The sequence below is a fragment of the Neisseria sp. HMSC068C12 genome (assembly GCF_001814095.1).
Lineage (GTDB): Bacteria > Pseudomonadota > Gammaproteobacteria > Burkholderiales > Neisseriaceae > Neisseria > Neisseria perflava.
Genome location: NZ_KV814801.1, coordinates 159,866 through 173,278, shown reverse-complemented (window position 1 = coordinate 173,278; position 13,413 = coordinate 159,866). Strand labels below are relative to the sequence as shown.

The window sequence follows — 13,413 nt, the reverse complement described above, 5'->3', positions numbered from 1 at the left end:
CATTACAGCGAATACCGTCATGAGAAAACTTAAAAAACTGATTCGACAACCAGGTGTATTCTTCCGCGACTATCTCAACAAAAGATACCCTGTCCGAAACGCCGAACAGCGTACAACAGAGTCTGACGAACCGGTCATTATCGACAACAGCCTGTATTTAGCCGAAATTGAAAATAGTATCGACCTTCCCCCTATTAAAGTTGATGTCGTTTTCACATGGGTAAATAACCAAGATCCCAAATGGCAGAAACGTCGGCGCCAACATAGCCCTACTGCCGAACAAAACGCACTCCACAATAATGACGAAGCCCGTTTCAGCAACCACAACGAACTTTACTATTCACTTCACAGCGTGCGCACCTTCCTGTCGTGGGTCAACCATATCTACATCATTACCGACAACCAACGCCCCGACTGGCTCAATCCTGCCGACTATCCCAATGTCAGCATAATAGATCACAGTCAAATCATTGACCCGCAATACCTGCCCACCTTCAATTCGCATGTAATCGAAGCACACTTGCACAACATTCCTAATCTAAATGAACACTTCATCTATTTTAACGATGATGTATTTGTTGCCCGACCATTACCGAAGGAACATTTTTTTCACGCCAACGGGATTGCTTCACTTTTTATTGCAGACAAAAGCCTAAAACAAATGTCCGAAAGAGGAACCGACACACCCACTCTTTCCGCCTCAAAAAACTGCATCACACTATTACAACAGCACTACGACTGCCACATCGACCGTCCGTTAGTACACACCTATATTCCACTGCATAAAAGCAGCTTTCAATTTGCTTGGCAACACTACCGTACTGAGATTGAAGCCTTTTTATCCAACCGTTTCCGTTCTAACCACGATCTCAACCTTGCCACCTTCCTCGTACCTTGGCTGATGTTTTTAAACAGGAAATCTACAGTAGGTAATGAAATATGTTATTATTTTAATATCCGCTCCAACAAAGCGCCTGCCCAATATATCAAGCTCTTGGAAAATAAAAAAAATGGGCGGCAGCCACACTCTTTTTGTGCCAACGATTTTCACAGCCAGCAACAGATTGAAAACTACCAGGACAAACTGATTCAAATGCTGGAAAATTACTTCAAAACCAAATAAAAATAAAAGGTTAAAAAAAATGAACAATAAAAAATTTCGGAAGCTCTTACGAGACCCTAAACTCTTTTTCCGCGACATGTACGCCAAACGCGTAATGAAACTCAAAAAATACCTTCCCTTAAAATACGAAGGTAATAATCAATTTACAATCGTTTCAGCCGTTTATAACGTCGAAAAATACCTTGATGAATACTTTGACAGCATCGTCAAACAAAGCTTGAATTTCAAAAAACACATTCAAATCATTCTAGTAGATGATGGATCAACCGACCATTCGGCAGAAATCATCAAACGATGGCAAGCCAAGTTTCCCCAAAATATCCATTATTTTTACAAAGAAAATGGCGGCCAGGCCTCGGCACGCAATCTGGGTTTGCAACATACACAAACTGAATGGGTAGTATTTACTGACCCTGACGATTATCTTCACCCTGACTACTTCAAATCAGTAGATACTCAAATTAGCCAACATCCGTCGGCAGTAACTGTAGCTACTAATATGAAATTTTTCTTTGAAAATCAAAATATCATTAAAGATAGTCATCCTCTAAGATTCCGTTTTAACAAAACCCACGTTATTGATGTTGCCAAGCTCGATAAATTTATCAATATGTCTGCTGCCTCAACCTTTTTCAGAGTCAGCCATATTAAAAAACAGAATTTGGTGTTTGACCACAATGTTAAGCCAAACTTTGAAGATGGCAAATTTATTGCAGACTATTTATTAGATTTGCAGGACGCAAAAGCTGTGTTTGACAGAGATGCCGTCTATTTCTATCGCAAACGTGAAAGTGGCACATCCACTCTAGATACTTCTTGGCAAAAAGTAGAAAAGTTTTCTAATGTTTTTGAGTATGGCTTCTTGCCTATGCTTAAAAACTATAAAAACCGCTTAGGGTATGTACCCTCCTCAATACAAAAAACCGCATTATATGATATGGCTTGGTATATTCAACAATTGCTTAATAGACCTGAACGTCTAGATTTGTTGAATACTAAACAAAAATCACATTTTTATGATCTAATGCAGCAGGTTTTTGATTATATTGATCAAAAAAATATTATGGAATTTGGCTTAGCAGGAGTATGGCTATTCCATAAAGTTGGCATGCTTGGAATGTTCAAACAGAGCGAGCCGCCATTCCAAATCGCCTATATTGAAAACATTGATCGTGAACGCAAACAGTTCCTTATCAGCTATTTTACCTATTTCGACCAGCCATATTCTGTGCAAGCCGATGGGCGTGATCTTATTCCTGTCTATGCAAAAAGCGTGGTCAATAAGCTAAATGAACAATTATTTGTTTACGAAAAACGTTTGTGGGTTCCCTATGGTGATGTTGCAGACAATGCCAAAATTAATATTCTACTTAACAAAAAAGCAATGCGAATTTCAATTAAAGGTAAAACCTTTATGCACGGTATCGCATTAAATGAACTTATCGGTTTATTTACGCCGTCCGAAAAATACCTTTCAGACGGCAGCTGGCTCTTAATGGATAGGGAAACTAAAGCTGACGACAACGCTGAGCATTTTTATCGTTATATGATGCAGAACCACCCTGAACAAACTTGCTATTTCGTACTCAACAAAACTGCCCCAGACTGGAACCGCCTCGAACAAGAAGGCTTCAAACTTGTAGAATTCGGCGGTAGTGAATATGAACGACATCTACGTAAAGCTGAAAAAATCATTTCCAGTCATTTGGAAAAACACATCAACAATTATTTTGGGGATTTATACGAACACAGCAAAAAATTTGTCTTTCTTCAGCACGGAGTAACTAAAGACAATCTTTCTGCATGGACAAATAGCAAGCAAAACCTACACTGTTTCATTACCACTACTGAGCCAGAAAGTCGCTCGATTAAGGCTGACTTCAATACCTACAAGCTGACCGAAAAAGAAGTAGCACTAACTGGATTTCCACGCTACGACTCCTTACTATCAAAAAATAAGCCCGACAGTCGCAAGATCCTGATTATGCCAACTTGGCGCAATAACATTGTCGGTCAAAATATCGGTACAGGTAGCAATACTCGTACGCTCAACAGTGCTTTTATGGAAACTGACTATGCCCGTTACTGGCAGGCTCTGCTTCACGACCAGCGCCTGAAGGAAATGGCAGAAACCTACGGCTACGAAGTAATTTTTGCACCACACCCAAATATCGAGCCCTATTTGGAAGTAATGAATGTCCCTACCTATATAAAAATCTGGAGTGGACTGCGTGAAACTGAAAGTATTCAGTATCTTTTCGGACGTTGCGCCGTATTGATTACCGACTACTCATCAGTAGCATTTGACATGGCCTATCTGAATAAAGCAATTATTTACTATCAATTTGATAAAGAAGCCTTCTTTTCAGGTACGCACACCTATCAAAAAGGCTATTTCTCTTACGAAACTGATGGATTTGGCCCTATTACCATCAATCAGCATGAAACGCTGGGTGAATTAGAAAACATTTTAAAATCAGGACATGCCAAACCCGAATATCTTGCTCGCATCCGCGATACTTTCCCCTTCCAAGAAGGTGGCAACTGCGAACGTGTGTATCAAGCTATTACTGCTCTTGACCATGCCGAAACCGCTGACAATATGCCGATTTTAATCAATATGATTAAGCAAGCAGAGAATCATCAAGTATGGGACTTGGCTGCAAGCCGTATCCAAACCCTGCTTGATACAGGCCGTCTGAATGCGGAAGAAACAGCTGATTATCGCCATCGTTATCTGAACGCTTTATTTGAGAGCAAACAGTTTGATACTTTGCAAAACCTGTTACCTGATTATCCCGATACCGCTGGTTACTGGCATGCGAAAATAGACTTATATATCGGTAATGCTGTTAAAGGGGCGGAATTTTTTGCTGAAAACGAGCATATAGGAACGCAAAATGATTTACTTATCTCATTGCTTGCAGCCTCATTTCACCAAGCAAAAAGGCCGTATGAAAAACTGTTTTCCCGGATAGGTACAGACTTACCCGACTCATATCAACCTTTGTTGACCGTAGCACAAAAGCTATCGGAGCAGAATTATTTTGTAGCATTGGCTTTACTGAGAATGTATATTGATAGCTTGGATGATCGCCAAAAAGGCTATCTCAAACCCGAGCTGTTGGCTTCTTACCTCTGCATGAAACTTGGCAACTTACAAGGCGCGCATCAGTATTTGGTTGCTTTTGAAAAGCACACAAAAAACGACCCAAGTTGTCGCATTGCCATTGCAAGACTTGCAAAATTACGTGGTGACTCTGAAAAATTATTTACCCAGCTTAACCGTGCCTTTGAAGAAAACTTACTCTTAATTCCTGAAGATTTAACAGTTGATTACCTGAAAAAAATGTACGCTACCGGCAACACTGACGGCGAAGGATATCTATTGGCTCAACTGCGCCAAAAATATCCTGAGAATCCGTCTTTGGCCTTGTATGAAGCTGAAAAACTTGCCCAAAACCAAGATTGGGAGTCTGTCACCAAAATATTGGCTAATTTTGCACAAACCTCACCGGAGACGGTGTATCTTTATACAACCGCTTTATGCCGTCTGAAAAATACCGAAGCAGTCAATCAGGTATTTAAAGGTATTAAGCAACTCAATACTTTTGAGTATTGGAAACTGGCTGCAGAAGTGGCCTATATCAACAGTAATAAAGAATTGTTAACAATATGCTTGACCGAGCAGCTCAATATTTTAAAACGTAACCAATAAACAAACATAGATTTTAATGGCATTCACGTGGAGCAATAAAACATGCAACATTTTTTTTCAGCAGTCGACCTTTCTCAAAATAATATTTTTGCATTCTGGGAATCTCCCAACCCCATTCCTGCTTATTTAGAGTTATGCAAAGAATCATGGATTAAAAATATTCCCAACTGCAAAATCCACATTCTGAATCACAGTAATCTGTACCAATATATCGGCGATACCTATGATCTGGAACAACTGAAATCCATCTCTTTCGCTATGCAGTCAGACATCATTTCAGCAGCCGTCCTGGAAAAGTTTGGAGGATTATTTTTAGATTTGGATTGCATTGTTACCGACAATATTTTTGATATATTCAATAAAATATCTGATACTAAATTAATTTCTTTTGGCCGACCCGACTCCAACGCAATCCATCTTGCAGTTTTATATTGTGCCAAACCTGGCAATCCTATTTTGTCAGAATGGCGCAAAACTGCTCAAGATCGTTTAATCAACAAACCCAAACAATATCCATGGAGCTATTTTGGCAATGGTATTATTAATCCCCTATTTAAAAAACCAGAATACAGCGATAGTTTTTATATCATCGACCGCACACAAAGTGGAAATATTTTAGAATCTGTTGCATTCCCTAATTCGCAAGATCCGGTTTCAGATTATAAGAAATTTTACTTTGATGAAAAGTTTGGTTTCCAACCAAATATTCTAGATAAAGTTACCTGTGGTGTTATCTCTCTACATAACTCTTGGTCGCCAACCATCTACAAAAATCTTTATGACAAAGAGACACTATTCTTGAAATCAGAGCCTATTGTTAAACTTCTATCATATGTTTTAAATAATAACACAGGGAAATCCTATATCACCTTGCCTATTTTAGAAGCACAAATCACTTCGAAATTAGACGCCAATGGGATTTCATATAAGAAAAAATATTTTAAAAATTTATTGGTTTTAGACTTTTCCGTAAACAATGTAGACTTCGCATTCGATATCAGTGAAAATCAAGCAAATTTTGATATAGACATTATTTTCCGCAACACTTCATCGGAAATATGTAAGAACTTATCCCACTTTAGAAAGATTTCCTTCAATGGCAATAAAGGCAGCCTTCTTTCAAACGCTAATGGGGAGAATATTTGGAGAGAGATCTTAAACTCTTACAATTGCATAAAAAACGATATTACACATGATAAAAAAATTAATATTAGAACAGATGCTCTGATTGATTTAAGAATGTTCAAACTTGTAAACAATTTACTAATTTTAGAAGGCATCGGCATTCTTACAGGCCAAAGTGCCAAAGAATACAGCGATATTGATTATAAATTGATCATTAAAAGCCAATCTAGCGAATTTGTGAAAAGTCTGGCAAAAGTCCATCGCCCAGATTTAACTGCAACCTACTCCTTTCACCCGAGCATTTCCTACGACAAATGTTGGTTTGCCACACCGGGCTACAAAGGCATAGACATCTCGGACATACCTCCCGGAAGCTACGAACTATTCTTAAAAATCAAAATCAACGGCTTTGATACGACTTTCGTACTTAAATCTCAAAAACCGGTTTACTTTGAACATGAAATAGTGGACTTTTATTTTTCTGAGCAAGGCAATCGGCTAATTATTAAACAAGATTTGAAAAATGCTCATTTAGGCACGGTAGATGTGTTTTATGTACCTAAAAAATTTAAATCTGAAAAAATCAGTGTAACCGGTTATTATCAAGATGAATTCAACAACATTATTGAAGCACCATCAGGCCTGCATAATGTACAAGTCCAATTTTTCGGTAAAAATAATCGTGTTGTGCTACACAACAACTCAGCCTTAAAAAATACTTTTATTGAATTTAAAGGCAATAACGGAACCTTCAGCATTGGAGAAAAAGCCGGTATTTTCGGCACATTTCGTGTTGGCCATGATTGCAACATTAAAATTGGTAATGGCGTAACTAGCACCAATCCCGTTTATGTAACTTGTGCCGAAAAAACCAATATCCATATCGGCAATGATTGTATGCTGGCTACCAACAACCAAATCCGTACCGATGATTCGCATGGTATCTATGATTTAGACACCGGCAAACGACTCAACCGTTCCAAAGATATTTTTATCGGTGACCATGTGTGGCTAGCCTATGGTGCAACCGTGTTAGGTGGTGCACATATTGGTAGCGGTTGTGTGTTGGGGGCATTTTCTCTAGCCAAGAAACAGTTTCCTGAAAACTGTGTACTGGCTGGTGTGCCTGCAAAAGTGATGCGTGAAAATATTTTCTGGAAACGCCCTCTTTTGCTCAATAATCCATACGCAGAAGATGAAATTGCTTATCCGGATATATAAGAAATCCTAGCGTTGTTTACACTTTTCCTTTTCTGCCTGAAGATCAATTTTAGGATTTTAGGTATTGTTAAAAATGACGAATGGCACGACAACATAGTTCTTGATAATCCGAAATCCTAAAACAATCCTTTCAGGCAGAAGATAAAAGCCGTTTTGCATAAGAGTGTAAGCAACCCAACAATTTCCAACTGAAACAATTCGTATAATTTATACTTTTAAATATAGATAGGTCGTCTTGAACACTTTCAGACGGCCTGTTCCACAATTCTGTATAAGGAAAACGCTATGAGCATACTCGTTACCGGCGGCACGGGCTTTATCGGCTCGCACACCGCAGTTTCCCTGACTGCATCAGGCTACGATGTTGTGATTCTTGACAATTTATGCAATTCGTCTGCCAACATCCTCCCGCGCTTGGAAAAGATTACTGGCAAGTCTGTGCCTTTTTACCAAGGGGATATCCGTGATCGTGAAGTGTTGTGTCAAATCTTTGCAGAACACGATATTGATGCCGCCATCCATTTTGCTGGCTTGAAGGCAGTCGGTGAAAGCGTGGCCGAACCAATGAAATACTATGACAACAATGTGTCGGGCAGCTTGGTTTTGGCTGAAGAAATGGCGCGTGCCGGTGTATTTAAGATTGTGTTCAGCTCATCTGCTACGGTTTACGGCGATCCGGGCAAAGTGCCTTATACGGAAGATATGCAACCGGGAGATACGACCAGCCCTTACGGCACGTCGAAGTCTATGGTGGAGCGCATTTTGACGGATATCCAAAAGGCCGATCCGCGTTGGAGCGTGATTTTGTTGCGCTATTTCAACCCTATCGGTGCGCATGAAAGCGGTTTGATCGGCGAGCAGCCAAACGGTATCCCAAACAATCTGCTGCCTTATATCTGCCAAGTGGCTTCAGGCAAGCTGCCGCAATTGTCGGTTTTCGGCGATGACTATCCTACCCCAGACGGTACGGGTATGCGCGACTATATCCATGTGATGGATTTGGCGGAAGGCCATGTGGCGGCAATGCAGGCGAAAAGCGATGTTTCGGGTGTACACCTGTTTAATTTGGGTTCGGGACGTGCTTATTCGGTATTGGAAATCATCCGTGCCTTTGAGGCAGCCTCCGGTTTGACCATTCCGTTCCAAATCAAACCGCGTCGTGATGGCGATTTGGCCTGTTTCTACGCCGATCCCGCCTACACCAAAGCGCAGACCGGTTGGGAAACCAAACGCGATTTGGCGCAGATGATGGAAGACTCATGGCGTTGGGTCAGCAACAATCCAAATGGCTACGACGATTAAGTTGACCTGATACAGGCCGTCTGAAAGAGATGTTTTCAGACGGCCTCTTTATCTGAAAAACACACTTTCTGTCTGCTATAATCCGTTTATATTATTTTGACTATCCTCTGAAACTTATGAAAAAAATCCTTGTTACCGGCGGCGCGGGCTTTATCGGTTCTGCCGTTGTCCGTCATATTATCCAAAACACCCAAGACTCTGTCGTCAATGTCGATAAGCTGACTTATGCCGGCAATTTGGAATCTTTGACTGAGGTAGCCAATAATCCTCGCTATGCTTTTGAACAAGTGGATATTTGCGACCGCGCCGAACTCGACCGCGTATTCGCACAACACCAGCCTGATGCCGTGATGCACTTGGCTGCGGAAAGCCATGTCGACCGCTCTATCGATTCGGCAGGCGAATTTATCCAAACCAATATCGTCGGTACATTCAATCTGCTTGAAGCAGCCCGCGCCTACTGGCAACAAATGCCGTCTGAAAAGCGCGAAGCCTTCCGTTTTCACCATATTTCTACCGATGAAGTCTATGGCGATTTGCACGGCACAGACGATTTGTTTACCGAGACCACGCCATACGCGCCGTCCAGCCCCTACTCTGCTTCTAAAGCGTCCAGCGACCACCTCGTCCGTGCATGGCTGCGTACTTACGGTTTGCCGACCATCGTAACCAACTGTTCCAACAACTACGGCCCTTACCATTTTCCGGAAAAACTCATTCCTTTGATGATTCTGAACGCGCTTGACGGCAAACCGCTGCCCGTTTACGGCGACGGTATGCAAATCCGCGACTGGCTGTTTGTCGAAGACCACGCGCGCGCGCTGTATCAGGTTGTTACCGAAGGTGTTGTCGGCGAGACCTACAATATCGGCGGCCACAATGAAAAAGCCAATATTGAAGTCGTCAAAACCATCTGTACCCTGCTGGAAGAGCTTGTTCCTGAAAAACCGGCCGGCGTGGCACGTTATGAAGATTTGATTACTTTCGTACAAGACCGTCCCGGCCATGACGTACGCTATGCCATCGACGCTGCCAAAATCGGCAGGGAGCTGGGCTGGAAACCTCAAGAAACATTCGAATCCGGCATCCGCAAAACAGTGCAATGGTATTTGGACAACAAAACCTGGTGGCAAAACGTATTGAACGGCAGCTACCGTTTAGAGCGTTTAGGCACCGGAAAATAAGTTTTCAGACGGCCTGTTCCCATATTAGGCCGTCTGAAAATCACGCAAACACACACTACTCAGGAGAAAACCCATGAAAGGCATTATCCTTGCCGGCGGCAGCGGCACTCGCCTCTACCCCATCACGCGCGGGGTATCCAAACAGCTGCTGCCCGTGTACGACAAGCCCATGATTTACTATCCCCTGTCCGTATTGATGCTGACAGGAATCCGCGATATTTTGGTCATTACCACGCCTGAAGACAACGCCTCTTTCAAACGCCTGCTCGGCGACGGCAGCGATTTCGGCATTTCCATCAGTTATGCCGTGCAACCCAGTCCGGACGGCTTGGCACAGGCATTTATCATCGGCGAAGAATTTATCGGCAACGACAATGTTTGCTTGGTTTTGGGCGATAATATTTTCTACGGCCAATCATTTACGCAAACATTGAAACAGGCCGCCGCCAAGACCCACGGCGCAACCGTATTCGGCTATCAAGTCAAAGACCCCGAGCGTTTCGGCGTGGTTGAATTTGACGAAAACTTCAACGCCCTGTCTATCGAAGAGAAACCGCAACAGCCCAAATCCGATTGGGCGGTAACCGGCTTGTACTTCTACGACCAACGCGTCGTCGAGTTCGCCAAACAAATCAAACCGTCCGCCCGCGGCGAATTGGAAATTTCCGACCTCAACCAAATGTATTTGGAAGACGGTTCATTGTCGGTTCAACTTTTAGGACGCGGTTTCGCATGGTTGGACACCGGCACCCACGAGAGCCTGCACGAAGCCGCTTCATTCGTCCAAACCGTACAAAACATCCAAGACCTGCAAATCGCCTGCCTGGAAGAAATTGCTTGGCGCAACGGTTGGCTTTCCGATGAAAAACTGGAAGAGCTGGCGCGCCCGATGGCGAAAAACCAATACGGCCAATATTTGCTGCGCCTGTTGAAAAAATAATGTTTGAGGCCGTCTGAAACTTTTCAGACGGCCTTTAGATGAAAGATAAAACAATGAACATCATTGATACCGCCATTCCTGACGTAAAACTGCTTGAGCCGCAAGTCTTCGGCGATGCGCGCGGCTTTTTTATGGAAACTTTCCGCGACGAGTGGTTCAAGACCCAAGTCTGCGACCGCACCTTCGTGCAGGAAAACCACTCCAAATCCAGCAAAGGCGTATTGCGCGGCCTGCACTATCAAACTGAAAACACACAAGGCAAACTCGTGCGCGTGGTTGTCGGCGAAGTATTCGACGTGGCCGTCGATATGCGTAAAGACTCCCCTACTTTCAGCAAATGGGTAGGCGAGATCTTGTCTGCAGAAAACAAACGCCAACTGTGGGTACCCGAAGGTTTCGCTCACGGCTTCTATGTACTGAGCGATGAAGCCGAGTTCGTCTATAAATGCACAGACTATTACAACCCCAAAGCCGAACACTCGCTGATTTGGAATGATCCGACCGTCGGTATCGACTGGCCGTTGCAAGGTGAGCCGAACCTGTCGCCTAAAGACTTGGCAGGCAAAGTATTGACCGAAGCAGTCACGTTTTAAAAAGTTTTAAAAATAATTCAGGCCGTCTGAAAGAATGTTCCTCTTTTCAGACGGCCTACAATCCATTAATAACAATAATCGACGAAAACGCATTGTGAAAAACGCCTACATTCCCTCTCGCGGCATCCGCAAAATCCCCCATCTCTCCACCCTATTGCCTGAGTTTCATATCTGCAAAGACGGAAAAGGTGCAGAGACTGTTGTCGGCTGGGGTTTGCGCCCGACGACACACAAAGCACGTGCTTTTGCCGCCGAACACCAGCTTCCCTTTATTGCGTTGGAAGACGGTTTTTTACGCTCGCTCGGACTGGGTGTCGCCGGTTATCCGCCCTATTCCATCGTCTATGACGACATCGGCATCTACTACGACACCACACGTCCTTCGCGTTTGGAACAACTGATTCTCGCCGCCGATACCATGCCGTCTGAAACCTTGGCTCAGGCGCAACAGGCGATGGATTTCATCCTGCAACACCACCTGTCCAAATACAATCACGCGCCCGAGCTTTCAGACGATCATCCTTTACACTCCCCATCCAAACCCGAAACCATCCTCATCATCGACCAAACCTTCGGCGATATGGCCATCCAATATGGCGGCGCAGACGCCTCTACGTTTGAACTGATGTTTCAGACGGCCTTGAATGAAAACCCGCAAGCCGATATCTGGGTAAAAACCCATCCCGATGTTTTGTGCGGCAAAAAACAAGGCTATCTGACCCAACTGGCGCAGCAACACCGCGCCCATCTTTTGGCAGAAGACATCAATCCGATTTCTTTGTTGCAAAACGTCGATAAAGTTTATTGCGTTACCTCGCAAATGGGTTTTGAGGCGCTTTTGTGCGGCAAACCACTGACCACCTTCGGCCTGCCGTGGTATGCCGGCTGGGGCGTAAGCGACGACCGCCACCCACAAATCGGCAGCCTTGTTCAAACCCAACGCCGCGCCCGCCGCAACTTGCTGCAACTCTTCGCAGCAGCCTATCTGCAATACAGCCGCTACCTCAACCCCAATACCGGCGAAGCAGGCAGCCTCTTTGATGTTATCGACTATCTGGCAACGGTCAAACGCAAAAACGACAAATTGCGTGGAGAGTTGTATTGCGTCGGCATGTCTTTGTGGAAACGCGCGGTTGCCAAACCGTTCTTTAACGTACCCTCATGCCGTCTGAAATTTATCTCCTCCACCCAAAAACTGGCAGGGGTCAAACTGTCCGACGATGCACGCATCCTAGCTTGGGGCAACGGCAAAGAGGCCATCGTCCGTTTTGCCGAACAACATAATATCCCCCTGCTGCGCATGGAAGACGGCTTTATCCGCTCGGTCGGACTCGGTTCTAATTTAGTGCCACCGCTGTCGCTCGTTACCGACGATATGGGCATTTATTTCAATGCCGAAACCCCGTCACGTCTTGAACACATCCTCCAAAACCAAAACTTCGACGACCAGGACTTTCAGACGGCCTTGAAGCTGCAAAAAATGCTGACCGAAAACCACATCAGTAAATACAACGTCGGCAGCTCAGACTTCACGGTCCCGTCAACCAACAAAACCGTAATCCTCGTTCCCGGCCAGGTTGAAGATGATGCGTCTATCCGCTACGGTTCGCCCCAAATCTATCGCAATCTGGATCTGCTCCGTACCGTACGCGAACGCAATCCCGATGCCTATATCATCTACAAACCGCATCCAGATGTAGTCAGCGGTAACCGCATCGGCCATATTTCCCCTGAAGATACGGCACGATATGCCGACCAAACCGTCGAACAAGCCGATATCCTGACCTGTCTCCAATACGCAGACGAAATACATACCATGACTTCGCTGACTGGTTTTGAATCCTTGTTGCGCGGCAAAAAAGTCAGCTGCTACGGTCTGCCTTTTTACGCAGGTTGGGGACTTACCCAAGATCTGCTCCCCATTCCGCGCCGCAGCCGCAGGCTTGAGCTTTGGCAGCTGATTGCCGGCACGCTCATCCACTACCCCGACTATATCCATCCCGAAACCCATCAGGCCATTAATGCGGAAACCGCTGCCCAAATCCTGATACGACAAAAAAATATGCAAAAAAACAACAACGGATTACATCGCGGGTACTTTGCTAAAAAATTAGGTAAAATCAAACAACTATATCGATCTTTCAAATAAACACCATCAAAGTTAACAATGCGTCATAAACCAGCTTCAATTGCGGCATCATTGCCTT

The 13,413-nt window shown here is 44.0% G+C and carries 8 protein-coding genes; all 8 read left to right on the top strand.

The genetic code is table 11. From position 1 onward, the window contains the following. The first annotated feature begins 19 nt into the window (after positions 1–19). The 8 genes from HMPREF2952_RS02780 to HMPREF2952_RS02745 all read left to right on the top strand — a co-directional run bounded on the left by HMPREF2952_RS02780 (position 20) and on the right by HMPREF2952_RS02745 (position 13,355). Positions 20–1,123 carry a stealth family protein gene (locus HMPREF2952_RS02780; RefSeq protein ID WP_049335791.1) on the top strand — a complete coding sequence of 368 codons (1,104 nt, stop codon included), beginning with the start codon at positions 20–22 and terminating at the stop codon, positions 1,121–1,123. 19 nt (positions 1,124–1,142) lie between these two features. Further along, the gene (locus HMPREF2952_RS02775) at positions 1,143–4,841 is read left to right on the top strand and encodes a CDP-glycerol glycerophosphotransferase family protein (protein ID WP_070695249.1); all 3,699 of its coding nucleotides are present in this window, start codon (positions 1,143–1,145) and stop codon (positions 4,839–4,841) included. Positions 4,842–4,883: 42 nt separating this feature from the next. After that, positions 4,884–7,187 (top strand): capsular polysaccharide synthesis protein, encoded by a 2,304-nt coding sequence (locus HMPREF2952_RS10865; protein ID WP_083314043.1) that lies wholly within the window; start codon positions 4,884–4,886, stop codon positions 7,185–7,187. A gap of 285 nt (positions 7,188–7,472) precedes the next feature. Next, positions 7,473–8,489: a UDP-glucose 4-epimerase GalE gene (gene galE, locus HMPREF2952_RS02765; RefSeq protein WP_070695248.1), complete on the top strand. Its 1,017-nt coding sequence runs from the start codon at positions 7,473–7,475 to the stop codon at positions 8,487–8,489. Positions 8,490–8,605: 116 nt separating this feature from the next. Beyond that, the gene (gene rffG / locus HMPREF2952_RS02760) at positions 8,606–9,673 is read left to right on the top strand and encodes a dTDP-glucose 4,6-dehydratase (RefSeq protein ID WP_049335785.1); all 1,068 of its coding nucleotides are present in this window, start codon (positions 8,606–8,608) and stop codon (positions 9,671–9,673) included. 73 nt (positions 9,674–9,746) lie between these two features. Next, positions 9,747–10,613, top strand: coding sequence for a glucose-1-phosphate thymidylyltransferase RfbA (gene rfbA / locus HMPREF2952_RS02755; protein ID WP_004519082.1), 867 nt, complete (start codon positions 9,747–9,749; stop codon positions 10,611–10,613). A gap of 53 nt (positions 10,614–10,666) precedes the next feature. Beyond that, the gene (gene rfbC, locus HMPREF2952_RS02750) at positions 10,667–11,206 is read left to right on the top strand and encodes a dTDP-4-dehydrorhamnose 3,5-epimerase (protein ID WP_070695296.1); all 540 of its coding nucleotides are present in this window, start codon (positions 10,667–10,669) and stop codon (positions 11,204–11,206) included. A 34-nt stretch (positions 11,207–11,240) separates the two neighbouring features. Beyond that, on the top strand, positions 11,241–13,355 hold the full coding sequence (locus tag HMPREF2952_RS02745) for a capsular polysaccharide biosynthesis protein (RefSeq protein ID WP_004519084.1): 2,115 nt from the start codon (positions 11,241–11,243) through the stop codon (positions 13,353–13,355). Positions 13,356–13,413 lie beyond the last annotated feature (58 nt).

What these genes read in the sequence shown, in the direction of transcription:
- HMPREF2952_RS02780 (WP_049335791.1), top strand. Translation starts at nt 20, where the DNA reads ATGAGAAAACTTAAAAAACTGATTCGACAACCAGGTGTATTCTTCCGC.
- HMPREF2952_RS02775 (WP_070695249.1), top strand. Translation starts at nt 1,143, where the DNA reads ATGAACAATAAAAAATTTCGGAAGCTCTTACGAGACCCTAAACTCTTT.
- HMPREF2952_RS10865 (WP_083314043.1), top strand. Translation starts at nt 4,884, where the DNA reads ATGCAACATTTTTTTTCAGCAGTCGACCTTTCTCAAAATAATATTTTT.
- galE (WP_070695248.1), top strand. Translation starts at nt 7,473, where the DNA reads ATGAGCATACTCGTTACCGGCGGCACGGGCTTTATCGGCTCGCACACC.
- rffG (WP_049335785.1), top strand. Translation starts at nt 8,606, where the DNA reads ATGAAAAAAATCCTTGTTACCGGCGGCGCGGGCTTTATCGGTTCTGCC.
- rfbA (WP_004519082.1), top strand. Translation starts at nt 9,747, where the DNA reads ATGAAAGGCATTATCCTTGCCGGCGGCAGCGGCACTCGCCTCTACCCC.
- rfbC (WP_070695296.1), top strand. Translation starts at nt 10,667, where the DNA reads ATGAACATCATTGATACCGCCATTCCTGACGTAAAACTGCTTGAGCCG.
- HMPREF2952_RS02745 (WP_004519084.1), top strand. Translation starts at nt 11,241, where the DNA reads ATGTTCCTCTTTTCAGACGGCCTACAATCCATTAATAACAATAATCGA.